The sequence below is a fragment of the Mesorhizobium tamadayense genome, from assembly GCF_003863365.1.
In the GTDB taxonomy this organism is placed as follows: Bacteria; Pseudomonadota; Alphaproteobacteria; order Rhizobiales; family Rhizobiaceae; genus Mesorhizobium; species Mesorhizobium tamadayense.
Genome location: NZ_RQXT01000005.1, coordinates 45,955 through 70,892, shown reverse-complemented (window position 1 = coordinate 70,892; position 24,938 = coordinate 45,955). Strand labels below are relative to the sequence as shown.

21 protein-coding genes are annotated in these 24,938 nt (G+C 65.0%); 9 read left to right on the top strand and 12 right to left on the bottom strand.

The features are described 5' to 3' along the window. Positions 1–6 precede the first annotated feature (6 nt). Positions 7–969 carry a homoserine kinase gene (locus tag EH240_RS06005; protein WP_124996496.1) on the top strand — a complete coding sequence of 321 codons (963 nt, stop codon included), beginning with the start codon at positions 7–9 and terminating at the stop codon, positions 967–969. Further along, a complete protein-coding gene (gene rnhA, locus EH240_RS06000; RefSeq protein WP_124996495.1) occupies positions 966–1,493 on the top strand; it encodes a ribonuclease HI in 528 nt (175 codons plus the stop codon). Before EH240_RS06005 ends, rnhA begins: the two co-directional genes overlap by 4 nt. Before the next feature lie 12 nt (positions 1,494–1,505). Here the strand turns inward: rnhA and EH240_RS05995 are convergent, their stop codons facing one another. The 3 genes from EH240_RS05995 to EH240_RS05985 form a co-directional block, all read right to left on the bottom strand. Further along, positions 1,506–1,982: a DUF2938 domain-containing protein gene (locus EH240_RS05995; protein WP_124996494.1), complete on the bottom strand. Its 477-nt coding sequence runs from the start codon at positions 1,980–1,982 to the stop codon at positions 1,506–1,508. Further along, on the bottom strand, positions 1,982–2,464 hold the full coding sequence (locus EH240_RS05990; RefSeq protein ID WP_124996493.1) for a peroxiredoxin: 483 nt from the start codon (positions 2,462–2,464) through the stop codon (positions 1,982–1,984). The genes EH240_RS05995 and EH240_RS05990 overlap by 1 nt, the downstream gene beginning before the upstream one ends. An 85-nt stretch (positions 2,465–2,549) precedes the next feature. Then, positions 2,550–3,356 carry a protein-disulfide reductase DsbD domain-containing protein gene (locus EH240_RS05985; protein WP_124996492.1) on the bottom strand — a complete coding sequence of 269 codons (807 nt, stop codon included), beginning with the start codon at positions 3,354–3,356 and terminating at the stop codon, positions 2,550–2,552. A gap of 127 nt (positions 3,357–3,483) precedes the next feature. Here EH240_RS05985 and EH240_RS05980 point away from each other — a divergent pair, with 127 nt between their 5' ends. Further along, a complete protein-coding gene (locus tag EH240_RS05980) occupies positions 3,484–4,092 on the top strand; it encodes a YqgE/AlgH family protein (RefSeq protein WP_124996634.1) in 609 nt (202 codons plus the stop codon). Positions 4,093–4,311: 219 nt separating this feature from the next. Here EH240_RS05980 and EH240_RS05975 read toward each other — a convergent pair whose 3' ends face one another. The 4 genes from EH240_RS05975 to thrC are packed head-to-tail and all read right to left on the bottom strand — an operon-like array spanning position 4,312 to position 10,519. After that, positions 4,312–7,200 (bottom strand): EAL domain-containing protein, encoded by a 2,889-nt coding sequence (locus EH240_RS05975; protein ID WP_124996491.1) that lies wholly within the window; start codon positions 7,198–7,200, stop codon positions 4,312–4,314. A 3-nt stretch (positions 7,201–7,203) separates the two neighbouring features. Continuing rightward, positions 7,204–7,800 carry a GNAT family N-acetyltransferase gene (locus EH240_RS05970; RefSeq protein ID WP_124996490.1) on the bottom strand — a complete coding sequence of 199 codons (597 nt, stop codon included), beginning with the start codon at positions 7,798–7,800 and terminating at the stop codon, positions 7,204–7,206. Positions 7,801–7,814: 14 nt separating this feature from the next. Continuing rightward, positions 7,815–9,107 (bottom strand): M16 family metallopeptidase, encoded by a 1,293-nt coding sequence (locus EH240_RS05965; RefSeq protein WP_124996489.1) that lies wholly within the window; start codon positions 9,105–9,107, stop codon positions 7,815–7,817. A 14-nt stretch (positions 9,108–9,121) separates the two neighbouring features. Beyond that, complete coding sequence (gene thrC / locus EH240_RS05960) at positions 9,122–10,519, bottom strand: threonine synthase (protein WP_124996633.1); 1,398 nt, start codon at positions 10,517–10,519, stop codon at positions 9,122–9,124. Positions 10,520–10,648: 129 nt separating this feature from the next. Here thrC and EH240_RS05955 point away from each other — a divergent pair, with 129 nt between their 5' ends. Next, complete coding sequence (locus EH240_RS05955; RefSeq protein WP_124996488.1) at positions 10,649–11,398, top strand: hypothetical protein; 750 nt, start codon at positions 10,649–10,651, stop codon at positions 11,396–11,398. 51 nt (positions 11,399–11,449) lie between these two features. Here the strand turns inward: EH240_RS05955 and EH240_RS05950 are convergent, their stop codons facing one another. Continuing rightward, the gene (locus tag EH240_RS05950) at positions 11,450–12,139 is read right to left on the bottom strand and encodes an HAD family hydrolase (RefSeq protein ID WP_124996487.1); all 690 of its coding nucleotides are present in this window, start codon (positions 12,137–12,139) and stop codon (positions 11,450–11,452) included. 174 nt (positions 12,140–12,313) lie between these two features. On the opposite strand from EH240_RS05950, the gene EH240_RS05945 reads away from it, so the two are divergent. Continuing rightward, a complete protein-coding gene (locus tag EH240_RS05945) occupies positions 12,314–13,447 on the top strand; it encodes a site-specific DNA-methyltransferase (RefSeq protein ID WP_124996486.1) in 1,134 nt (377 codons plus the stop codon). Positions 13,448–13,492: 45 nt separating this feature from the next. Here EH240_RS05945 and EH240_RS05940 read toward each other — a convergent pair whose 3' ends face one another. Both EH240_RS05940 and mutY read right to left on the bottom strand, forming a co-directional pair. Continuing rightward, positions 13,493–14,104 (bottom strand): HAD family hydrolase, encoded by a 612-nt coding sequence (locus tag EH240_RS05940; RefSeq protein WP_124996485.1) that lies wholly within the window; start codon positions 14,102–14,104, stop codon positions 13,493–13,495. Between the two features lie 10 nt (positions 14,105–14,114). Then, positions 14,115–15,257 carry an A/G-specific adenine glycosylase gene (gene mutY / locus EH240_RS05935; protein WP_124996484.1) on the bottom strand — a complete coding sequence of 381 codons (1,143 nt, stop codon included), beginning with the start codon at positions 15,255–15,257 and terminating at the stop codon, positions 14,115–14,117. A 32-nt stretch (positions 15,258–15,289) separates the two neighbouring features. Between mutY and EH240_RS05930 the strand changes: the two genes are divergently transcribed. The 3 genes from EH240_RS05930 to smc all read left to right on the top strand — a co-directional run bounded on the left by EH240_RS05930 (position 15,290) and on the right by smc (position 20,238). Further along, a complete protein-coding gene (locus EH240_RS05930) occupies positions 15,290–15,790 on the top strand; it encodes a DUF721 domain-containing protein (protein ID WP_124996483.1) in 501 nt (166 codons plus the stop codon). Positions 15,791–15,987: 197 nt separating this feature from the next. After that, complete coding sequence (locus tag EH240_RS05925; protein WP_124996482.1) at positions 15,988–16,716, top strand: DsbA family protein; 729 nt, start codon at positions 15,988–15,990, stop codon at positions 16,714–16,716. 63 nt (positions 16,717–16,779) lie between these two features. Beyond that, a complete protein-coding gene (gene smc / locus EH240_RS05920) occupies positions 16,780–20,238 on the top strand; it encodes a chromosome segregation protein SMC (RefSeq protein ID WP_124996481.1) in 3,459 nt (1,152 codons plus the stop codon). 26 nt (positions 20,239–20,264) lie between these two features. Here smc and EH240_RS05915 read toward each other — a convergent pair whose 3' ends face one another. Next, positions 20,265–21,977, bottom strand: coding sequence for an HAD-IIB family hydrolase (locus tag EH240_RS05915; protein ID WP_124996480.1), 1,713 nt, complete (start codon positions 21,975–21,977; stop codon positions 20,265–20,267). Positions 21,978–22,255: 278 nt separating this feature from the next. On the opposite strand from EH240_RS05915, the gene EH240_RS05910 reads away from it, so the two are divergent. Beyond that, entirely contained in the window at positions 22,256–22,765 is a 510-nt protein-coding gene (locus tag EH240_RS05910) for an anthrone oxygenase family protein (RefSeq protein ID WP_124996479.1), read from the top strand. A 312-nt stretch (positions 22,766–23,077) separates the two neighbouring features. Here the strand turns inward: EH240_RS05910 and EH240_RS05905 are convergent, their stop codons facing one another. Beyond that, positions 23,078–24,919, bottom strand: coding sequence for a type II toxin-antitoxin system HipA family toxin (locus tag EH240_RS05905; RefSeq protein WP_124996478.1), 1,842 nt, complete (start codon positions 24,917–24,919; stop codon positions 23,078–23,080). Between the last annotated feature and the right edge of the window lie 19 nt (positions 24,920–24,938).

The following is a 24,938-nucleotide window of genomic DNA, read 5'->3' as shown; positions in this document are numbered from 1 at the left end:
ACCCAAATGGCTGTCTACACCGACGTCAACGAAAACGAGCTCGGCGCATTCCTGAAAGCCTATCCGGTGGGGGAGCTCCTGTCCTACAAGGGCATCGCCGAAGGGACCGAGAACTCGAATTTCCTCGTCCACGCCTCCACGGGTTCCTACATCCTGACGCTCTACGAGAAGCGCGTCGACAAGGCTGATCTGCCCTTTTTCCTCGGTCTGATGGGCCATCTCGCGCGAAAAGGCATTTCCTGTCCGCTTCCGGTCACCGCGCATGACGGCACCATCATCGGCACGCTCGCCGGCCGGCCGGCCGTCATCATCACCTTCCTCGAAGGGCTGTCGCTGAGGCGCCCGACGGCGGCGCATTGCGGCGAGGTCGGCAAGGCGCTGGCAGAGCTCCATCTCGCCGGCCGGGATTTCCCGATGAAGCGGCCGAACGCGCTGGCCATCGACGGCTGGCGCAAGCTCTGGGCGGCGTCGCGCGACCGTGCTGACGAGATCGAGCCGGGGCTGGCGGCAGAGGTCGACGCCGACTTTGCCGACTTCGAGCGCAACTGGCCGACCGCGCTGCCGCGGGGCATCATCCATGCCGATCTCTTCCCGGACAATGTCTTCTTCCTCGGCGAGAAGCTGTCGGGCCTGATCGACTTCTATTTCGCCTGCGACGATCTCTATGCCTATGACGTCGCCACCTGCCTCAACGCCTGGTGCTTCGAGAAGGATTTTTCCTTCAACCTCACCAAGGGCGTGGCGCTCCTTGCCGGCTACCAGTCGGTGCGGCCGCTTGAGGCGGAAGAGAATGCTGCGCTGCCGCTGCTGGCGCGCGGCTCGGCGCTGCGTTTCATGCTGACCAGGCTCTACGACTGGCTGACCATTCCCAATGGGGGCCTGGTGATGAAGCGCGATCCGACCGAATATATCCGCCGCATGCGCTTCCACCGGGCGATCAAATCCCCTTCCGAATACGGGCTGATATGAACAAGCAAGTCGAGATCTTCACCGACGGCGCCTGCTCCGGCAATCCCGGGCCAGGCGGCTGGGGCGCGGTGCTGCGCTACAACGGCGCCACCAAGGAGCTGTCTGGCGGCGAGGCGCAGACCACCAACAACCGCATGGAGCTGCTTGCCGCCATCACCGCGCTCAATGCGCTGAAGGAGCCTTGCACGGTCGACCTCTATACCGACAGCAAATACGTCATGGACGGCATTTCCAAATGGATCCATGGCTGGAAGAAGAACGGCTGGAAGACCGGCGATAGGAAGCCGGTCAAGAACGGTGAGCTCTGGCAGGCGCTGGACGAGGCCAACAGGCGCCACAAGGTCATCTGGCACTGGGTGAAGGGCCATGCCGGCCATCCGGAGAACGAGCGCGCCGACGAACTGGCAAGACAAGGCATGGCGCCGTTCAAGCCGGCAAGACCTGCGCCGGTTGCGACTACACCGCCGAAGAGCGCAGCTCCGACCCGCAAGCCCACGCCTCGACGTTCGACCCAGAGTTACTGACGCGCCGCCTCTCTAACGGATCATCAGCGCCGTGGAGAACAGGCCGAGCGCGAACACCGTGTGCGAGACGAGGTTCAGCGCGCGAACCAGCATCGGATTGGGCAGTTTGGACGCCGCCCAGCCGGCGCCCATGCCGGGCGCCAGCAGGAACCAGCCGGCGCCGACGGTAACGATGCCCAGAATGAAGGCCGGCAGGAAGGTCGGCGCCGCCAGCCAGCCCGCGCCCGCGAGCATGACCAGGATGACGCCGTAGAGGATGCCGACGAGATAGTGGAACGCCCAGCCCAGCGCCTTTTCATGCGCATAGGGTGCGGCCTGACCGATGTCGTCGTGGAAGACCTTCTCGGGCAGGTGCCGGACCCAGCGTCCGACCAGGCCCCAATTTGGCCTAGGCAGGCCGAACGCCTTGTTGAGGACGATCGCCCAGACGTCCATGAAGACCGTGGCGCCGATGCCGATCGCGACGGCGCGCCAGACGATGTCGAGCATCAGAGCTGCTCGAGGATCTTGGCCGCGCCGCTCTCGTCGACACCCGGCTTGGTTTCGACGTTGAGCGCCGTGACCTTGCCGTCGTCAACGATCATCGAAAAGCGCTTCGAGCGCAGCCCCATGCCGGTCGCGGAAAGGTCGTTGTCGAGGCCGACCGACTTGGCGAAATCGCCGCTGCCGTCGGCGAGGTACAGGATCTTGCCTTCGCCGCCGGTGAAGCGCGCCCAGGCGCCCATGACATGGACGTCGTTGACCGAGACCACCGCGATGGTGTCGACGCCGCGCGCCAGGATGGCGTCGTGGTTCTCGAGGTAGCCCGGCAGGTGGTTGTTGCTGCAGGTCGGCGTGAAGGCGCCCGGAACGCCGAACAGCACCACCTTCTTGCCGGTGAAAATTTCGGCGCTCGTCATGGGCTTGGCGCCGTCGGGGGTCATCACCTTGAAAGTCGCATCGGGCAGTTTTTCGCCAACCGAAATGGTCATGGGATTCCTCGCTTGGGAGACTGGAAGGATTTCTGCCTGCGATATCGGACTGAGCGGCTTGCTGCAACCGTTCACCAAGCCTGGATCAAGGGAAAGGCAGCAGCCCGTCGACCGAACCCTCGGCGCTTGTCAGTGTGTAGTAGAGCCCGCCATCCGTGGGCGTCGCCGACGGCCGGTCCAGGATCGGCACGGTGAAGACCAGCTTGCCGTCCTTCTGGCTGCGCACCGGCGCGCCGAACATGTAGTCGCGCTCGCCGGCGATGAAGAAATCGACGGAATCCGGATCGCCTGGTGACCGGGCCTCGACGACGAGCGTTTCATGGTCGCCGGGCAGCACGTGGATGCCGAAATCGGCCCGCGCCGGGGAAGGGAGCGTTGCAAGCGCCGTCTTCACCAGCGCCGTGTCCGTGGCGTTGTCCGGATCGGAAGCGGGGTCGAGGCTGAGCCGCGTCTGCACCGGAATGCAGATCGTCTCGCAGATGCCGAGGAAGACGTTGGCATCGATCGTCGCCGGCTGGTCGGGCGCCGACAGCGTGAAGGTCACCGGCAGCGACACCGGGCGGTCATAGCCCGACCATTTGCCGTAGCCGTCGTCGTGGCGCTGCGGCGGCGGAAACGACAGCCTTGCATCGGCGATGTTGGTGCTGGCCGAGATGTCGATCTGGGGCGGCACGCCGGCGTCGCCGGGGTCGCGCCAGTAGGTTTTCCAGCCGGGCTTCAGCGCAATGTCGAGCACGCCGTGGATTTGGCCCGCCTCGTCCGGCTTGCCGCTGGTCACCAGACGCACCTTGCCGCCTTCGCTCTTGTACCAGGCCGAGGACGAGGCCTTGGCCGGCAGGCCGGCTGCGAGGCCGATGACGGCGCCGAGCGCCACAATGTTCAGGTATCGCATGGCGGTGATTTGATAGCCCGTTCTTGGCCGCGCAATGATTTCATGTTCCTGCCGGTATCATATTTGCGTGACATCCGGCAGCCTGACCACCTTTTCGGCGCGGCGGAAACGCGTTACGCTCGACTTCATGGACTTGTCACGCCACAAAAAGAAAACCGCCGGACGCGGCTTTCTCGACGATCAGTTCCTGATTGCCATGCCCGGCATGAAGGACGACCGTTTCACGCGCTCGGTCATCTATATCTGCGCCCACAACGACGAGGGCGCCATGGGCCTGATCATCAACCAGACGCAGCAGATGCTGTTCCCGGACCTTCTGGTGCAGCTTGGCATCATGAACGAGCAGGAAGCGATCCGTTTGCCGGCACATACCCGCGACTTCGTGGTGCGCAATGGCGGGCCGGTCGATCGCAGCCGCGGCTTCGTGCTGCATTCCGGCGACTATCGCGTGGAATCCTCGCTCAATGTCTCCGACGACATCTGTCTGACCGCCACGGTCGACATTCTGCGCGCCATCTCGACGGGCCGCGGGCCGCGTCACGCGCTGATGGCGCTCGGCTATTCCGGCTGGGGCGCCGGCCAGCTCGAAAGCGAGATCGCCGAGAATGGCTGGCTGACCTGCCCGGCGACGCCCGAGCTTCTGTTCGATGCCGACATCGAGCGCAAATATGACCGCATCCTTTCCTCGATCGGCATCGATCTCGCCCATTTGAGCGCCGCCGCCGGTCACGCGTGACCTATCGCGCCCAGAGGCCGTTTCGAAACTCGCTCATGCGAGTCATATGATGGTGATTTCGAGAACCGGAGCGAAGCGTACTTAAAGTACGTGCGCACCGGCCTGCGGCCGTAGCCTTAATTTAACTGCCACGCCACCCATGAGTGCTTCGGCTGGCGAAGGCCGGAAGCGCAGAAAGCGCCATCAGATGGCCGCAGGAGTAGAGTTTCCAAACGGCCTCTAAGCCTGCGTGAGCGGATATTGTTCCCTCAAGGTCTTCAGCACCTGGTCGCCGGGCATCGGCGCGCCGAACATGAAGCTCTGGACATATTCGCAGCCCATCTGGCGCAGCTCCAGCGCGTCGCTCTCGTCGGAGATGCCTTCGGCCACGACCGACAGGCCGAGCTCGTGCGCCATGTTGACCATGGATTTGAGCAGCACCGCCCGCTTCGGCGTGGAGTCGTCGACGAAGCTCTTGTCGATCTTGATGGTGTCGAAGGGGAAGCGGGTCAGGTAGGAGAGCGAGGAATAGCCGGTGCCGAAATCGTCGAGGGACAGCCCGATGCCGAGTTGCTTCAGCTTGGCAAGCACATGCGCGGACTGCTCGGGATTGTCCATCACCAGCGATTCGGTGAGTTCCAGCCTGAAGCAGCGCGGCTTCAGATTGGCGCGCGCGATCACCGAGCGGACGTCGCTGACGAGGTCGCGGCGGATGAGCTGGCGGCTGGACAGGTTGACCGAGACCGACAGCGGCGCGTCGCCGATCTGCTTCTGCCAGGTCGCCAGGTCCTCGGCCGCCTGCTGCATGGCGAAAAGCCCAAGCTGCACGATCAGCCCGCAATTTTCGGCCACCGGGATGAAGTCTCCCGGCGGGATCATGCCGCGCCTGGGATGGTCCCAGCGCAGCAGCGCCTCGAAGCCGGCGATGCTGCCGTCCTCTAGCCGCACGATCGGCTGGTAGGCAAGCGTGAACTCGCGCCGTTCGATGGCGCGGCGAAGGTCGGATTCGAACTGCAGCCGATCGGTGCCGACGGTGCGGAATGCCGGCCGGAACGGCTCGATCCTGTCGCCGCCGAAACGCTTGGCCTGATGCATGGCAAGCTCGGCGTCCTTGACCATGTCCTCGGACGAAGTCTGCGCCGTCGTCCAGGTGATCAGCCCGATCGAGGCGGTAAGCACGATCTCGCGCTTGGCGAAGGTGATTGGATTGTTGATCGCATGCTTGATGGCATCGGCCACGGCGGCGATGCGGGCGGGATCCTGCTCCGACAGCAGCATCAGCGCGAACTGATCGCCGGCAAAGCGCGACAGCGAATCCTTGGGCTTCAACAGACGGTGCAGCCGGCGCGCGATGGTGAGCAGGATGGTGTCGCCGGCCGAGATGCCGAGGCCGTCATTGACCTGCTTGAAGCGGTCGATGTCGATGACGAAGACGGTCGGGCGCACCTTGTCCTCGGTGCGGGCGATCGAGATGATCGCCTCCAGCCGGTTCATGAACAGCTCGCGGTTCGACAGGCCGGTGAGGTTGTCGTGCACGGCGTCGTGCAGCAGCCTTTCCTCGGATTTCTTCTGCTCGGTCACGTCGACCATGGTGCCGACGCAACGGATCACCTCGCCGTCCGAGCCGATCACCGGGCGCGCCCTGAGCGAAAACCAGTGATAGTGGCCGTCGGCGCCGCGCAGGCGAAAATTCTGCGCCACCCGGCCGCGGCGGTGTTCCAGCACCACGTCGAGCGTGGTGCGGAAGGTGTCGCGGTCGTCGGCATGCAGCACCGGCAGCCAGTTGCGCGCCGCACCCGACAGGCTGTTGGGGGCAAGGCCGAGCTGCATGCTGATGTCGGGCTTGGTCACCACGCGGTCGCGCAGCACGTCCCAGTCCCACACGATGTCGCCTGAGCCGGCGATGGCGAGCGCCTGCCGCTCGAGGTCGGAGAACAGGCCCTGGTGCAGCGCGCCGCCGGCAAAGGCATGCTGCATGACGGTGAAGCCGATCAACAGGATGATCAGGATCAGGCCGCCGCCCAGCGCCGGCTGGGCGATGTCGTTGTCCAGCATGCCGGTTATGGCCATCCAGGAGCCGCATAGCCACAGCAAGACCATCACCCAGCTCGGCACCAGCATGATCGCCCGGTCATAACCACGAATGCCGAGGAAGATGATGAGGCCGAGCCCGGTGAGCGCGGTGGCGGCAAACGAGATGCGGGCGATGCCGGCGGCGACCGCCGGGTCGACTATTGCCACGCCGGCGATCAGCAGCAACCCGAGGATCCAGACCAGCGCGCCGTAGCTGAAATGGCCGTGCCAACGGTTGAGGTTGAGATAGGCGAACAGGAACACCACGAAGGTTGCGGCCAGCGCCACTTCGGTGCCCGCCCGCCACATCTGCTCATTACCGGGCGATATCTCGATGACCTTGTTGAGGAAGCCGAAATCGACGCAGATATAGGCAAGCACCGCCCAGGCGAGCGCGGCCGTCGCGGGGAACATCGAGGTTCCCTTGACCACGAACAGGATGGTCAGGAACAGCGCCAGCAGCCCGGCGATGCCGATGACGATGCCGCGGAATAGCGTGTAGGAATTGACCGAGTCCTTGTAGGAGTCCGGGTCCCACAGGTAGACCTGCGGCAGCTTGGGCGAGGCGAGCTCGGCGATGAAGGTGACGACTGTTCCGGGGTTGAGCGTCACCCGGAAGACGTCGGCGTCGGGGCTGGTCTGGCGGTCGAGCGCGAAACCTTCGCTGGGCGTGATCGCCGCGATGCGGGTCGAGCCGAGGTCCGGCCAGAAGATGCCGGAATTCACCAGGCGGAAATGCGGCGCGACAATTAACCGGTCGAGCTGCTGATCGGTGCTGTTGGCGAGCGCGAACACCGCCCAGTCTCCGGTCGAGCGCGCGTCATTGGCCTCGACCTCGATGCGCCGCACGATGCCGTCGGGGCCTGGCGCGGTCGAGACCTGGAAATTCTCGCCCTGGTTCCGGTAGATCTCGACGGCGCCCGAAAGGTCGAGCGCCTTGTCGTCGCGGGCGATCTTGATCGGCTCGACGGCAAGCGCGGGCGCGGCTGCCGAGAGCGCGACGACGACCGCCAGGATGAGGGCGAACAGCGACGCGATTCGCGGAAAATTCGTCACATATCAGCCCTTCGTTCCATCACCCGGCGGATCGTCCACGATCCGGGCGTAGAGGTAGTGATCCTGCCAGTTGCCGTTGATCCTGAGATAGGATCGCAGCAGTCCTTCGCGCCGGAATCCGGCTTTTTCAAGCACGCGGATCGACCGGGCGTTGTCGGGAATACAGGCCGCCTCGATCCGGTGCAACCTCAGCGTATCGAAGGCAAAGCGCGACACCAGCTCGACCGCCTCGGTCATCATGCCGCGGCCGCCGAAGCGCTCGCCGATCCAGTAGCCGATATGGCCGCTTTGCGCGACGCCGTGGCGGATGTTTCCGAGCGTGATGCCGCCGGCGAGCTTGCCGCTCGACTTCTCGAAGATGAAGAAGGCGATGGCTGTGCCTTGCGCATAGTCCTCGCGGTAGCGGCCGATGCGCAGCCGCCAGGAGGTGCGGTCGAGCTCGTCCGGCTGCCAGCGCGGCTCCCACGGCTCCAGGAAGGCTCGGCTTTCGCCGCGCAGCGTCGACCATTCGCGGTAGTCGTTGGTCAGCGGCACGCGCAGCGTGACCTTGTCGCCCTTCAGTGCCGGCAGGTCCCGGCGAAAGAAGGGGAGCGCGAACACGGCTTTGGACGGGGTTAGACGGCGAGCTTGCGGGCTGTTGTCTGCGGGCCCGCAAGCGAATCGAGGATCGCCTCGTAGGGCGCCAGCGTGCCCACCGGGCCGACGGCCGTAAGCGTCGGCCTGGTCGAGAACAGCCGCGACGACAGGTCGGTCAGCCGCTCGACGGTGAGCGCAGCCAGCCGCTCCATCAACTCCTCCTTGGCGATCGGCCGGCCGAACAGCAGCAGCTGCCTGGCGATTTGCGAGGCGCGGCTGGCCGGGCTTTCGGCCGACATGATGAGGCCGGCGCGATATTGCGCGCGTGCACGGTCGAGCTCTTCCTGCAGGATGCTTTCACCTGCCTTCTGCAACTCGTCGATGACGACCGGCACCAGCTCCGCGATGTCGCTCTGACCGGTCGCGGCATGCACGCCGAATATGCCGGTATCGGAAAAGCCCCAGTGGAAGGCATAGACCGAGTAGCACAGCCCGCGCTTCTCGCGCACTTCCTGAAACAGCCTCGACGACATGCCGCCGCCGAGGATCATCGACAGCACCTGCGAGGCGTAGAAGTCACGCACATGGTAGGCGCGGCCCTCGAAGCCGAGCACGATCTGCGCATCCATCAAGTCGCGGTCTTCGCGGAAGTCGCCGCCGACATATTGCGCATATTGCGGAATGCTGCTGTCGGACTTGGCGCGGAAGCCGCCGAGCTGCTTTTCGACCTCGCGCACGAAATTGTCGTGTTTGACGTCGCCGGCGGCCACGATCACCATGCGTTCGGCGCCGTATTGCCGTTCGATGAAGTCGTGCAATTGCTTCGAGGTGAAGGACTTCACCGTCTCCGGCGTGCCGAGGATCGAGCGGCCGATGGTCTGGTGGCGGAAGGCGGTTTCGGTGAAACGGTCGAAGACGACGTCGTCGGGCGTGTCGTGCGCGGCGCCGATCTCCTGCAGGATCACATGCTGCTCGCGTTCCAATTCCTGCGGATCGAACTCCGATTCCTGCAGGATGTCGGCCAGGATGTCGACCGCCAGCGGCACGTCGTCGGACAGCACCCTGGCATAGTAGGACGTCGTCTCGACACTGGTGGCGGCGTTGATCTCGCCGCCAACATTTTCGATTTCCGAGGCGATCTCGAACGCGCTTCGTCTTTTTGTGCCCTTGAACGCCATGTGCTCGAGCAGGTGGGCCATGCCATGCTCTTCGTCGCGTTCATTGCGGGCGCCGGACTTTACCCAGGCGCCTAAGGCAACGGATTCGAGGCTTGGAAGGGTTTCGGTGGCGACTGTCAGGCCGTTCGACAGACGGCTTACCTCAACACCCATATGGCAAATACTCCCTAACGCGCCGCCCGCGTGTGGCGGCTCACGTGATCTTCCACCATTTTCAGCTCGGATGGAAGTATCGTGTATTTTTCGTCGGCTGTCATCAAGCCGCCGAGCCAAGCGGGGAGCGCTGGACTAACACCGCTGGCGGCCTCGACCGCCGCCGGGAACTTCGCCGGATGCGCGGTGCCGAGCACCACCATGGGCACGGCGCCTGACGCGTGGCCGGCAGCCACGTGCACGGCGGCGGCCGTGTGCGGATCGAGCAGGTAGCCGCTTGCTTCAAGCGTCTTGCGGATGGTTGCGGCGATCTCCTCGACGCTGGCGCGGCCGGCGTCGAACTCGGCGCGGATCTTCGCCATTTCGCCCGCTTCGACGGTGAAGGCGCCGGACTGCTTCAGCCCGTTCATGTAGCGCCTGACCGTCGCGGCATCGCGGCCGGCCGCCTCGAACAGCAGCCGCTCGAAGTTCGACGACACCTGGATGTCCATCGACGGCGAGGTCGTGGCGAACACGCCCTTGGTGCGGTATTCGCCGCTCTCAAGCGTGCGCGCCAGAATGTCGTTGTCGTTGGTGGCGATGATTAGCCGTTCGATCGGCAATCCCATGCGCTTGGCGGCATAGCCGGCGAAAATGTCGCCGAAATTGCCGGTCGGCACGGTGAACGACACCGGTCGGTCAGGCGCACCGAGCGAGATCGCCGAGGAAAAGTAATAGACGATCTGGGCCATGATCCGGGCCCAGTTGATCGAATTCACGCCCGACAGCGACACACGGTCGCGGAAGCCGTGGTCGTTGAACATGTCCTTCACCAGGCCCTGACAGTCGTCGAAATTGCCTTCGATCGACAGCGCATGGACGTTGGCCACGCTCGACGTCGTCATCTGGCGCTGCTGCACCGGCGAGACCTTGCCGTTGGGGAAAAGGATGAAGATGTCGGTGCGGTCGCGCCCCGCGAAAGCGTCTATTGCCGCGCCGCCGGTGTCGCCGGAGGTGGCGCCGACGATGGTGGCGCGATTGCCGCGTTCGCCCAGCACATGGTCCATCAGCCGCGCGAGCAGCTGCATCGCCACGTCCTTGAAGGCGAGCGTCGGGCCGTGGAAGAGCTCCAGGATAAAGCTGTTGGCGCCGGTCTGCACCAGCGGGCAGACGGCATCGTGGCGGAAGGTGGCATAGGCTTCGCGCACCAGCCGCTCGAAGACGGGTGCGGCGATCTCGCCGCCGAGGAACGGCGTGAGCACTCGGATGGCAAGGTCGGGATAGGCAAGCCCGCGCATTGCGCGGATGTCGGCGGCCGAAAACTGCGGCCATTCGCGCGGCACGTAAAGCCCGCCGTCGCGCGCCAGCCCGGCCAGCACCGCGTCCGAAAATCCAAGCACGGGGGCGTCCCCACGGGTACTCACATATTGCATCGTCAAAAGCCCATTGCTGCCGGCCGCGTCATCCACGGCAATTTGGTTAATTTTCCGAGCCGGCTCAGTCGCATTTTTGCCGCGCGGTTGATATACGTCACCGGCTTTGTGAGAGGGAAGTGCAGTTTCATGACGTTTTATTCGGTCGACCGTCGTTTTGTTACGGGTCTGGCGTTTGCCGGCTTTATGCTTGCCGCCGCAGGCTGCCAATCGAGCGACAATGGCATCCTGAACTTCGGTCTCGGCAAGAAGGACCCGACCGCGCCGCCGCCGCCGCAGGACCCAAAGGTGCTTGCCAGCCAGCTGCGCGCCTATTGTCCGAAGGTGACGCTGCGCGACGGTACCGCCTACTTCAACACTTACGCCAAGGGCGCATCCGCAAAGCCCAGGAAAAAGAAGGCTGACGCCGCCGCGGACGCCGAAGCCGCGGCAGCCGCGGCCGCGCAGACCGGACCCAACGGTCAACCGATCGACCCCGACCGCGATCCGACCAAGATCATCTACCAGGCTGCAATTACCGACGTGACACGCGACTGCACCCACGAAAACGGCCAACTGACGATGAAGATCGCGGTCGCCGGCAAGGTCGTGCCGGGCCCTCTGTTCACGCCCGGCACCATCACCATGCCGATCCGCGTCGCCGTCCAGCACGGGCCTGACGTGCTTTACTCGCAGCTGCATCAATACCAGGTGCAGGTCACCGATCCCTCGGCCGCCACGCAGTTCGTCTTCACCGACGCCAATGTCGTGGTGCCGGAGCCGACCGCGCGGGACTACCAGGCCTATGCCGGCTACGACGAGAACGCACCGAAAGCGACGGCGGACAAGTCCAAGGGCAAGCGGAAGAAGCGCGTCGCCGCGGCTGCGGTGACGAACTGAGCGAGGCTTGGGCAGGGGGCATAGCCGCAGGAGTAGAGTTTCCAGCGAACCCTAAGCGTCTTCCGACCACTCCGACAGCGCCGCAATCGTGCTGTTCAGCTCCGCCCAGCGGCGGATCACCGTCTCGGCGCCCGCCTCGGTCAGGGCGTCTGCATGGCCCGGATAGCTGTGCCCGGCGCCGGTGAAGCCGATGACGCGCATGCCGGCAGCCCTGGCGCCGGTGACGCCATGCACGGAATCCTCGATGACGAATGTGTTCTTCGGGTTGGCGCCTAGCTGTTCGGCGGCATAGAGGAACACGTCCGGCGCCGGCTTGGTCTTCTTGCTGGGGATGTCCAGACCGGAAAAGATGCGGCCGGCGAAGAACGGCAGCAGGCGCACCTTCTCCAGCATGAATTCTATCCGCTCCGTGCGCGAATTTGAGCAGACGGCGCGCGGCGCGGTAACGGACGCCACCGCCTCGCGTGCGCCGTCGATGACGCGCACGTCGCTGCGGAGCTTACGGTCGACCAGCTCCTCGGCGCGGTCGATCAGCGAGGCCTGGAACGGGATCTGCGACTTCTCCTCGATCCGCATCATGATGTCCTTGAAGGTCAGGCCGGCATAGGTCTCGGCAAGCTCCTCCGCCGAGATTTCGAATCCGGCCGAGGTCAAAAGCTCTGCTTCGATACGCGCGGCGACGATTTCGGAATCGACGAGCACGCCGTCGCAATCGAAGATGACAAGGTCTGGCTGGGGCATGGCAATCCGGAACGTGGGGGAAGGGAATATAGCCTGGCTGGCTCAAGCGGCGCGGCATACACCAATGGGCCGGTCTTCGCAAACCACGCAAGGCGTCGCAGCCTTCACCGAATGTTTACGCTGATCGGTAACCATAACAGGCAGTAAACCGTAACGCGTGCTTTGGGTGTTGTAATGTCTGCCGTGCGTCTCCTCGACGAGCTTTCCCACGCTCCCCAGCAGTCCGAATGGCTGGACACGATCCTGAAGGGCGACTGCGTCGCCGCCCTCGACAGGCTGCCGGAGAAGTCGATCGACGTCATCTTCGCCGATCCGCCTTACAATTTGCAGCTCGACGGCGACCTGCACCGGCCCGACCAGTCCAAGGTCGACGCCGTCGACGACGACTGGGACCAGTTCGAGAGCTTTGAGGCCTATGACGCCTTCACCCGCGCCTGGCTGCTGGCGGCGCGGCGCGTGCTGAAGCCCAACGGCACCATCTGGGTCATCGGCTCCTATCACAACATCTTCCGCGTCGGCGCCAGGATGCAGGATCTCGGCTTCTGGATCCTGAACGACATCGTCTGGCGCAAGACCAACCCGATGCCGAACTTCCGCGGCCGCCGCTTCCAGAACGCGCATGAGACGATGATCTGGGCATCGCGCGACCAGAAGACCAAGGGCTACACCTTCAACTACGAAGCGCTGAAGGCCTCGAATGACGATTTGCAGATGCGCTCCGACTGGCTGTTCCCGATCTGCACCGGCGGCGAGCGGCTGAAGGACGAGAACGGCAACAAGCTGCATCCGACGCAGAAGCCGGAGGCGCTGCTTGCCCGCATCATGATGGCCTCGACCAAGCCGGGCGACGTCGTGCTCGATCCGTTCTTCGGGTCCGGCACTACCGGCGCCGTCGCCAAGCGCCTTGGCCGGCACTTTGTCGGCATTGAGCGCGAGCAGGCCTATATCGACGCCGCCAATGAACGAATCGACGCGGTGCGTCCGCTGGAGAGCGCCGACCTCACCGTGCTGTCCGGCAAGCGCGCGGAGCCGCGCGTCGCCTTCATCAGCCTGATCGACACCGGCTTGATGGCGCCGGGCGCCACGCTCTACGACGCCAAGAAGCGCTGGGCGGCCAAGGTGCGCGCCGACGGCACGCTGGCGATCGGCGACAGCGCCGGCTCGATCCACAAGATCGGCGCCGTAGTGCAGGGGCTCGACGCCTGCAACGGCTGGACCTTCTGGCACTACGAGCGCAGCGGTGGCCTCACCCCGATCGACGAGTTGCGCCGCATCGCGCGCCTCGGCATGGAGCGGGCAGGCGGCTGATCCGCTTAAGTCAACGCTTCAACGGATCGCCGCAAGCGATTCAGATCAGGCCGCAATCCCCAGCCGCTCAAGATCTGCCTTAAGCGCCCTGGCATCGGTGAACAGCACCGCCTGCCAGCCGGCGGCCTTGGCGCCGTCGACATTCTTCTGGCTGTCGTCGATGAACAGCGTTGCGGCGGGCTCCAGGCCAAATGATGCGACGTGGTGGTCGTAGATGGCGCGGTCCGGCTTGATCAGGCCGATCTCGGCCGAGACGGTGACGCCGCGCGGACGGTCTAGGAAATCGAAGCGCTGACACGCTTCGGCGAAAGTGTCGGCGGCGAAATTGGTCAACATGGTCACGTCGCGGCCGCTCTCGATCAAGCCGACCATGATGGCGACGCTGTCCTCATAGGCGTGCGGCACCATATCGTGCCAGTGGCGGCGGAAATTGCGGATGTTCTCGGCGTGATCCGGATGCTCGGCGATCAGCAGCGCCTCGGCCTCTTCCCATGTCCGGCCGCGGTCCTGCTCGATGTTCCAGGCGCTGGTGCAGACATTGTCGAAAAACCATTTCCGCTTGTCCGCATCGGGGATCAGGCGGCTGAACGCAAGGTCGGGATCGTAGTGGATCAGCACCTTGCCGATGTCGAACACGATGTGGCGGATATCAGTCATCAGAGTCCTTTCAATGCGGACGTAGTTTTTTGGTCGCGCCCGGTATCGCCGCCTCAATTACCTTTTTCATGACGGTGGGCAGCGCTTCTCCGGAAATTTCATGGGCCAGCGACCAGAAATGCCCTTCCGGCACGTCATCTTCGATGTGGGCATGAAAGACTTCGAGTTCGAGCGCGAAATGCGTGAAGACATGGCCGATGCGCCCGGCGCGCCGCCAATCGGCCGCAAAGGGCGCGGCGTCTTGTGTGGTCGCCCCGTCTATCCGAGCCGTCCAGGCCGTGGTCGGCACCTCGGTCATGCCGCCGAGCAGCCCTTTGTCAGGCCGCTTGCGCAACAGGATCGCGCCGTCTTCGCGCTCGGCGACGAAGGCAGCGCCCCGCCGGAGCGGCTTGTCATTCTTCGGCAGCCGGACCGGGAAGCGTTCCGGGTTGCCCAAGAGGACGGCGCTGCAGTCCTCGCACACCGGGCACAGCATGCAGCGCGGCCGCCGTGGCGTGCAGATCGTCGCGCCAAGGTCCATCATCGCCTGGGCGAAGTCGCCGGGCCGCTCCTGCGGCACCAGCTTCTCGACCAGCGCGCGGATTTCGGGTTTGGCCTCGCTGAGCGGCGTCTCGATCGAATAGAGCCGCGAGATGACGCGCTCGACATTGCCGTCGACGACGGCCGCCGGACGGTCGAAGGCGATCGCCGCGATCGCCGCGGCCGTATAGACGCCGATGCCGGGCAACTCCTTCAGTCCGGCCTCGGTGTCGGGAAAGCGGCCGCCCCGCCGCGCCAAGAGATCGGCGCAGGCTTTCAGGTTGCGCGCCCTGGAATAGTAGCCGAGCCCGGCCCAGGCCTTCATGACGTCCTCGGTTGGCGCCGCCGCCAGCGCCTCGACGGTCGGCCATTTCTCCACGAAAGTCCGGAAATAGGCTTTCACCGCCTCGACCGTGGTCTGCTGCAGCATCACCTCGGAGAGCCAGATGCGATAGGGGGCAGGCCTTGTTCCGCGCGCGAACGCGCCGGGCGTCACACGCCAGGGCAGGTCGCGGTGATGCGCGTCGTACCAGGCAAGCAGGCGGGCGGCGATATGCCGGGATCCAGCTTCGCTGGTATCTCCGGTTCCGGTGTTCTTGGCTGCGGCCTTGCGGGTCTGGTCTTGCGGTGCCATTGATCGGGTGAACCGGGGATTGGAGAACGCACATGGCAGGGAAAAGGCCCTTCGGCAATCCCGTTCCGGTGAGCGATCTCGCGACCGAGATCCTCGATCCGGTGCTGAGGAAGCGCGCCGGTATCTCGATCGGGCTGGTGCAGTCCTGGGAAGAGATCGCCGGTCCGCGCCTGGCCAGCCACTCGCGCCCGGAAAAGATCCAGTGGCCGCGCCGCCTGCATGAGGACGACCCGTTCGAGCCGGCGGTGCTGGTCATTGCCTGCGAAGGCATGGCGGCGCTGCACCTGCAGCATGAAGCCGGCGAGGTCATCAACCGCGTCAACGCCTTTCTGGGCTTCAACGCCATCGGCCGCATCAAGATCCTGCAAAAGCCGGTCCTTTCGGCGAAAGCGCGGCCCAAGCCGGCGCCGAGGCCGCTTAGCGAGGCCGAGAAATCGAAGCTGGCGCTGACCGTCGGCAAGATCGAGGACGATGGCCTGCGCGCTTCGCTCGAGCGGCTCGGCGCGACCATCCTGGGACAAAAAAGGCCATGACCAGGTCTCCCGAAGTGTGCAGCGGTTTCGGGAAAAGACATGCAGCGTGCTGCAAAATTGTCGTCAATATCGCGTATTCGTGATCGCGCCCGAAAAATTTGGCGATTGGATTGGGGACGGCGATGCCTTAATTCGCGCCAACTCTCGCCTTTTCTAGCTCTTGCATTGCACAATCCAACCGATATCAGGTGATTCGCATGAACCGCTCCTTGTCCCGCAGGAACCTTCTAACCACGCTGGCCGCCGTTCCGGCAGTGGCGCTGCTTGCCGCATGCAGCGACTCGGGCGAGGACGCGAAGGCGGCCGACGTGAAGCCCGCCAACCCGTCGACGCCTGCCAAGCCGGCCACGCCGGCGGCGGCGCAGGTGCCGGAGGCGCAGGGCACGGTCGACATGGCGGAACTGCTGAAACCCGGCGCATTGCCGGAAAAACAGCTCGGCAAGGACGACGCCAAGGTCACCATCGTCGAATATGCGTCGATGACCTGCCCGCATTGCGCGCATTTCAACGACACCACCTTCCCTGAGCTGAAGAAGAAATACATCGACACCGGCAAGGCCCGTTACATCCTGCGCGAATTCCCCTTCGACCCGAGCGCCGAGGCTGGCTTCATGCTGGCGCGTTGCGCCAAGGACAACTACTTCGCCATGGTCGATGTGCTGTTCAAGCAGCAGCCGAGCTGGGTTGGCGTCGACAACACCAAGGAAGCGCTGCTGCAGATCTCCAAGCTGGCCGGTTTTACACAGGAGTCCTTCGAGGCCTGCTTGACGGACCAGAAACTTCTGGACGATGTGAGAGCAGTCCAGAAACGCGGAGCGGACGAGTTCAAGGTCGACTCGACGCCGACCTTCTTCATAAACGGAAAGACCTATAAAGGGGCGATGTCGATTGAGGAAATGTCGGCCATCATCGACCCTCTGCTCTGACGTCCAGGCCGCGCCGAAGCTGCTTGGCTTCGGCGCTTCCGCCTGTAGTGTAGGGCGGCGCGAATGAAGTTTTCGCGCCTTCGTCTCCTCGGTTTCAAGTCCTTCGTCGAGCCCGGCGAGTTCGTCATCGAACGCGGGCTGACCGGCATCGTGGGGCCGAACGGCTGCGGCAAGTCGAACCTTGTCGAGGCGCTGCGCTGGGTGATGGGCGAAAGCTCCTACAAGAACATGCGCGCCTCTGGCATGGACGACGTTATCTTTTCAGGCTCCGGCGCGCGGCCGGCGCGCAACACCGCCGAAGTCACGCTTTTCCTCGACAACAGCGACCGCACGGCGCCCGCCGCCTTCAACGATGCCGATGAGTTGCAGGTATCGCGCCGCATCGAGCGCGAGGCGGGCTCGCTCTACCGCATCAACGGCAAGGAAGCGCGCGCCAAGGACGTGCAGTTGCTCTTCGCCGACCAGTCGACCGGCGCTCGCTCGCCATCGATGGTCGGCCAGGGCCGCATCGGCGAGCTGATCCAGGCCAAGCCCCAGGCCCGCCGCGCGCTGCTGGAAGAGGCGGCCGGCATTTCCGGCCTGCACACGCGCCGGCATGAGGCGGAACTGAGGCTGAAAGGGGCCGAGCAGAACCTCGAACGGCTGGACGACGTCGTCGGCGAGCTCGAAAGCCAGATCGACAGCCTGAAGCGCCAGGCGCGCCAGGCCTCGCGCTTCAAGAACCTGTCGGCCGACATCCGCAAGGCCGAGGCGACGCTGCTGCATCTGCGCTGGACGCTGGCCAAGAGCCAGGAAGGCGAGGCGCGCTCGGCGCTCGCGGTCGCCACCACGCTGGTCGGCGACCGCGCTGCCGCGCAGATGGCCGCCGCCAGGGAGCAGGGCATCGCCGCGCACCGGCTGCCTGACCTGCGCGACGCCGAGGCCGCCGCGGCCGCGGCCTTCCAGCGCCTGTCGATCGCCAAGACACAGATCGAGGAGGAAGCCGGCCGCATCCGCGCCCGCCAGGCGGAACTGGAACGCCGCCTGCAGCAGCTCGACGCCGACATCGCCCGCGAGGAGCGTATGGTGCGCGACAATGCCGACATCCTGGAGCGCCTGCGCACCGAAGACGCCGAGCTCAATTCGGAAAACGCAGGTGCGGCCGAGCGCGAGGCCGCCACGCGCGCCGCTTTCGAGCAGGCCGGCGCGACGCTGTCGCAAAGCGAAGCAAAACTAGCCGCGCTGACCGCCGAACGCGCCGAGGCGGCCGCCTCGCGCCACCAGATCGAGCGCACGCTGCGCGAGACCGCCGAGCGCCGCGACCGCTTCGCCCGCCAGCTCGCCGAGGTCGACCGCGAGCTCTCCGATATCGTCTCGCGTGTTGCCGGCCTGCCCGATCCGGCCGAGAAGCGGCTGCTGGTCGAGGATGCGCTTGCCCGCCTGGAGGAGAGCGAGGCCGGCGCCATCGCCGCCGAGCAGGCGGTCGCCGAGGCGCGCGCCGCCGAGAGCGCCGCCCGCCCGCCTTTGCAGGACGCCAAGGCGGAATTGCAGCGCATCGAGACCGAGGCGCGCACGCTGGCCAAGATCCTCAACGCAGCGAGCGGCGACCTCTTCCCTTCGGTGCTGGAGCAGATCAGCGTCGAGCGCGGCTATGAGACCGCGCTGGGTGCCGCCCTCGGCGAGGACCTCGACGTGCCGCTCGACCGCAGCGCCCCGGTGCATTGGGGCGAGAGCGCGGTCCAGTCCGGTGACGCGGCATTGCCTGAAGGCGCGAAGAGCCTTGCCAGCGTGGTGCGAGCGCCGGGCCAGCTTGCCCGCCGCCTGGCGCAGATCGGCATCGTCGATGCCGCCGACGGGCGCCGTCTTCAAGCATTGCTGACGCCTGGCCAGCGGCTGGTCAGCCGCGACGGCGCGCTCTGGCGCTGGGACGGGTTGACGGCCAGCGCCGACGCGCCGACCGCCGCCGCGCAGCGGCTGGCGCAGAAGAACCGGCTTTTGGAGCTCGACGCCGAGGCCGTCCAGGCGACCCGCGTCGTGCGCGAAGCCGAGGAGGCGCTGGCGCGTGCCGAGCAGGCGATGCGCCAGGCGAGCGAGGCTGAGCGCAATGCCCGTCAGGCTGGCCGCGATGCACAGCATTCGCTCGATGCCGCCCGCAATGCGCTGGCCGAGGCCGAGAAGGCCGGCGGCGAGCTGGCGAGCCGCCGCGCCGCCCTCGAGGAGGCGCGCGCCCGCATCGTCGACAGCCATGAGGAAACGCAAGCCGCCTTCCTCGAAGCCGAAGAGATGCTCAGGAACGCGCCCGATCTCGGCGACCTGCAGCTCCAGCTCGAACAGGCCTCCGCCAATGTCGCGCGCGACCGCGCTGCGGCCGCCGATGCGCGCGCCGTGCATGATGGGCTGCGGCGCGAGGCCGAGGCACGCACGCGTCGGCTCGACGCCATCGGCACCGAGCGCAAGAACTGGCTGGAGCGCGCCGAGAACGCCTCGACGCAGATTGCCGCCCTTGGCGAGCGCAAGGCGGAAGCCGAAGCCGAGCGCGAGAGGCTGGCCGACGCGCCCGACGAGATCGACGCTAAGCGCCGCGCGCTGCTGACGCAGCTTTCCGAGGCAGAGGCGCTGCGCCGCGCGGCCGGCGACCGCCTGCAGGAAGCGGAGACCAAGCAGGCCGAGCTCGACAAGGCGGCGACTGCCGCGATCCAGTCGCTTGCCGAAGCACGCGAAACCCGCGTCCGCGCCGAGGAGCGGCTGACCGCCGCCGACGAGCGCCGCGCTGAGGTCGAGGCGCGCATCCAGGAGGCGCTGAACACGCCGCCGCATCTCGTCGTCAAGCATACCGGGCTCGAAGCCGACGATCCGATGCCGGACATGGCCGAGGTCGAGCGTCAGCTCGACCGGCTGAAGATCGAGCGCGAGCGCCTCGGCGCCGTCAATTTGCGCGCCGAGGAGGAACAGAAGGAGCTGTCCGACAGGCTGGAGACCATCGTTTCCGAACGCGAGGACATCATCGAGGCGATCCGCAAGCTGCGCCAGGCGATCCAGAGCCTCAATCGCGAGGGCCGCGAGCGGCTGCTGGCCGCCTTCGAGGTGGTCAACGGCCATTTCCAGCGGCTGTTCTCGCATCTGTTCGGCGGCGGCACGGCCGAGCTGCAACTGATCGAGTCGGAAGATCCGCTGGAGGCGGGGCTGGAAATCCTGGCTCGTCCGCCCGGCAAGAAGCCGCAGACCATGACGCTGCTTTCCGGCGGCGAGCAGGCGTTGACGGCGATGTCGCTGATCTTTGCCGTCTTCCTCACCAATCCGGCGCCGATCTGCGTTCTCGACGAGGTCGACGCGCCGCTCGACGACCACAATGTCGAGCGCTTCTGCAACCTGATGGACGAGATGGCGAAGACCACCGAGACGCGCTTCGTCATCATCACCCACAATCCGATCACCATGGCGCGCATGGACCGCCTGTTCGGCGTCACCATGGCTGAGCAGGGCGTCAGCCAGCTGGTCTCGGTCGACCTGCAGGCGGCCGAGGCGATGCGCGAGGCAAGCTGAGGCAGCTCGGCGCCCGGTTCGGCTAGCTATTTCTCCGGAGCCGTGGCCGGGGCCGTATAACGGCGGCGCACGGCCTCCAGCACGCGCTTGCGGCTCTCCTCGGGCGATAGACGCTTGTCCTTCTCAGCCGCAGCCGTCTCGTGCGCGAGATCCTTGTCCCTGATCTGCCGGCGGAACCATTTGGAATAGTCGCCGGCGCGCAGGTGGTATTCCCAGGTCTTGTCGTCGATGCCTTCGGCCATCCGGGCGAAGATGATCAGGTTGTGCGCCCTCAGATTCATCGCCTTCTTCGGTCCGGTGAAATAAAAGCTGCCCGCCTCGTCGAGCTCGCCTTCGGCATATTTGCGGCTGTGCCGCTTTAGTGATTGGTCGGGCTCTATCGCCTTGACCGTGAACGGCTTCTTGTCGTCGTGCGGCCGCCATAGCAGCACACGCTCGCCCTTTGGCGTGGGGATGTTCCTGGGCGCCTCCAGCCCGGCTTCCTTGCAGAAGGTCTTGATCACGCTCTTCGCCTTTGGGCCGAGCGCGATCACTGCCGTCACCAGGCGCAAGACACCGGTCGAGATCGCTTCCGGATGCACTGTGATCAGCACCGTGCCGGGCAGCTCGAGCGACAGCACCGCGCGCGTGTCCTCACGCTTTTTGGGCAGGAGATGATGCGCCTCGTCGATGATCAGCCAATGTGGCCTCGCCGTGCGGTAACGGACGCTGCCGAGGCCTGGCAGCAATTCGGCAAAGAAGTCGGGTCGCTCGTCGACCTTCAGCGCCAGTCCGTTGACCACGACATTGGTGTCTGGCTTGCCGATCAGCTCCAGCAATTGGTCCTTGCTTGGCGCGCTCGAAGCATCGCCGAGCGGCACCGCGCCCTGCAGCCCGTCATAGTCGCCTTCCGGATCGAAGATGCAGAACTGCAGGTCTTTTTCGACAAGCCGCTCAGTCAGCGCGGTTGCCAATGTGGATTTGCCGATGCCCGAACTTCCGGCGATCAGAACCGTCTCGACCGGCGACAGATAGACCTTCTTGCCGTGGGCAGTTCCCAGCAGGACGCCGCGCGAGCGCTTGCGCACGATCAGATGGTCGAGCTTGATCAGCTTGCGGATCAGGTCCTCGACGCCCTTGCCGCGCGCGCCTTTCGTGACGAGGTCGGCTGTCTCCTTCACCGACGGCAGGGCATTGGCGACGGCCACGCTCAAGCCCGCGGCCCTGAGGAAGGCATGGTCGTTTTCGGCATCGCCGACGGCCACCACATTGCTCGGCGACAACCTGAGATCGTCCAGCGCTGCCGCGAGTCCCGTCGCCTTGTTGATGCCTGAGGGCAGGATCATCACCGCGCCCTTGTTGAAGATGATTTCCAGCTCCAGCCCGAGCTTCTTGATGACGTCGAGCACCGTGGCCTGGTGCGGTTCCCAGGTGGCTACGATCGAGCGGCCGACCGAGAGCGGCTTCACGCCGCGCTTTTTCAGCTTGTCGACAAGGTCGGTGGAAGGAGAGGGCGAGATCGTGCGCTCCTCCTCGCTGGCCGGCGTGTAGATCAGCGCGCCGTTTTCGGCGACGACCTTGTCGAACATGCCGATCTCCCGAAACGCCTCCTTGAGGTCGGGCAATTCGCGGCCGGTGACCAGGATGAGCTTGCGGCCGGACCGTTTCAGCTTCTCCAGCGCCGAGAGCGTGCTTGCGGAAACCAGCCCGTTATGCGCCAGCGTGCCATCGTAGTCGGTGGCCAGTGCCATGAAATACATCGGGTGGTCCTCTCCGTTGGCGGTCGCTTGCTCCGTCTGCAACGAACAACGCCTGTCGGCGGAAAAGGTTTAGGCCGGCGCCTTGCCTCGCAACGATCGGGGTGTTCCGCCCCAGCGCGCCATGTGGTGCGAGAAGCCTGCGGCAAGGCCGTTCCACCATTGCCCCTTCCTGCTCGGATGGAACCCGGTCAGGGCGCCCACGTTCGGTTTGGAGCGTCGCTCGAATCATCGAGGCCGCTTTCGCAGAAGCAGTCAGGCCGGAATGAGAGGCCCATCCGTTGTATGTTTTCCTGCAGGTCCTGACCGTGATCCTGGTGGCGAGCGCGATGGCCATGGCGCTCGCCCATGCGCTGGAATTGCCGGGCAAATTGCGGCTCGGCAGGCAAGAGTATTTTGCCGTCCAACGGATCTATTATCCGGGCTTCACGATCGGAGGCGGCGTCGCCGAGGTCGGCGGGATTGTTGCGACGTTTGCGTTGATGCTGACGTCGAGCGGCCCTGTCCGATTCTGGCTGATCGCCGGCGCGCTGGCTGCGCTCCTCGTCATGCAACTTGTCTTCTGGTTCATGACCCAGCCGATCAACAAGCATTGGCTGCAAGAGGTGGAGTTGACCGCGCCGGCCAAGCGCTTCTTCGCAACCGAAGGCAGCGACGGCACCGCGCTCCCGCCGACTGATGACTGGACCGCGCTTCGCAACCGATGGGAACTATCGCATGTCGTCCGCGCGGCGTTGGCGATGCTGGGCCTGATCCTGCTGACCACGGCAATCGCCACCCAAAGCGCCTGACCTGAAGCGTATCGAAGGGCGCGCACCCGTTGAGTCTCGGCCTTCGTCGCAATGCTAACCGAAAAGCGGTGAGGCGATGAGCAGGCTTTCGCCAGCTTAGAGGCTCCCTTGCGACGTGTTCAATGATTGTTCTTGTCGAATTCGGCCCGCGCTTTCTCCGCGCGCGGATCTGTCGAAGATCGCGAAGGCGAGCAACCTTGAACCACCGGCAGCACCAGCAAGTCGGCGCTGCGCGCAGACTGAGCCGCAGGTGAACGGCAGTGTCGCAGGCAAGATCAGGCAATTTATTCATGTCGTCGTCCGCTTCAGACGCTATCTAAAAGTATCCAGGCGTTCGCGGACAATCTCCCGCATCTGCGCCGCCCGTTCAGCGCCGACTGAACCATCTGTCAGAGGCGGTGGCGGCACAAGTTGGTCCAGCCCACGCGTGAGTGCTGCTACCAGTTCGTCCATGGCCGTATCCGCCGCCGCCGCCGGAATACCCGCCGTCGCCGCGAAACGCCGGAAATCCGCTCTCCTCATCCGTTCGTCCTTGCCGGTGATTTTGAGCGCCATATGGTCATGCTGCAGGTTCGGAAACACCCGCGTAGTCACCGCGTCGTAGAGCGGCGCCATGCGGACCGAGCTAAAATCTCCTCTGCCTGGCTCCGCGATTTTCAGCACGGCCATGTTCTTCAAGTGCATGTCGCCATCCGCGATCAGCCACGCAAACAGTGCCCGCCTCAAGAGCTGCAACAGGTCCGCGTCTGCGTCGGTGGAAAGCGGGCGCAGAGCCCCGGCGATCCGTTCCATGGTGCCTGTGTATTTGTCTTCCGCCCGCACGCCCAGGACGGACGCCATGTCCTCGAGCGCTATACGGCGCACGTCATCAAGACCGGTGCGGATATCGAACCGTTCAACTGCCAGGGCGTGCGGCATGCCATCGGGCATAGCAACGAGTGCAATGGCAGGCATGGTGAACCCGGCCGAGCGGCCGAGTTCCATGGATTGCCATTCGATTGCGGGCAGTGCCTCGAATCCCGACGTGCCGGCCGGCTTCAGAATATGCGTGAATGGCCTGTTCGTGCTTGGCATCAAGGTGCCGTCGGGATCAAGGAACATCGGCGCCTTGATCTGCACGCCCGAAAGGCGCGGTGTTGCACCCGTTGCGAATATCCGCGCCAGGTTCTGTTCGAACGTATCATGGATGTCGCCGCGGCCGGGACCGGCATAGATCCCAGTGAATATATGCTCCGTCGTGAAGGTGTTCAGCCGCGTCAGCAGAACATCAGCCGGCAGGGCCGCCAGCTCGCTTGCCCGCTCTACGATCGTGATGTTCGACATGTACCGCTTCCCGGTGCGCAGTTCCGCGCGCTCGTCCGGGCTGTTCAGCACCCGGTTCAGCCAGCCTTCCGGCAGCAGCGATTCAATGAAGGGAGGCAATCTGCCGGGCGTGGTTTGGCGCACGAGCGGCGGACCGTCCGGGTCGGACGCCTGCCATCGCCATTCGAAGCCATCATGCACCAGGTTACCGATCGGCGCGCCGTGCCACGCCACGATTAGGTCGAGCGCAGCCTGGTTTGCGACGGCGGCGGGGGCAGCCGGCTTCCGTTTGAGGAAGCGTTCGGCGGCGCTCCCTTCATCAAGCCAGTCATTGTCACGGGCAAGTTTGAACACCGCATCGGCGGCACCCTCCGGACTGCCGTATTCTTCAATCAGCCGCGCTGCGATTCCTTCTTTCATCGTTTCGTCGAACGAGGCGGCATGTTCGCTACGAATGCGGAAGGCTTCGAGGAAACGCTGCCGCAGCGAAGACACGTCCACGCGCAGTTCTCCCATGTCGTCGCCGACCACCGCCGGCGCGACGGACGGATGGTCCGGCGCTTTGTTCTGGATGATTTCGAGCGCCCTGATGCGCTGCCGCTGCGCGCGGCGGCCGCTCAGGAACAGGCGGCCATCGCGCATCGGGCCGAGCAGTACGGCGCTGGCGGCCGACAGGTAGGTGTTCGGATAGAGGTATTTAGCGATGCGTACCGCATGGGTGCGCACCGTCTGGTCTATATCGTCGCCGGCATCGACATAGATGCCGCGCATCAGCTGGACGAGCTTGCCAGCCTCCGCTTGGCGGTGGCCCCGCATTTTATCGATGTTTTCGCCGACGAGATGGAGGGGCATAATATGTAACTTTCACGTA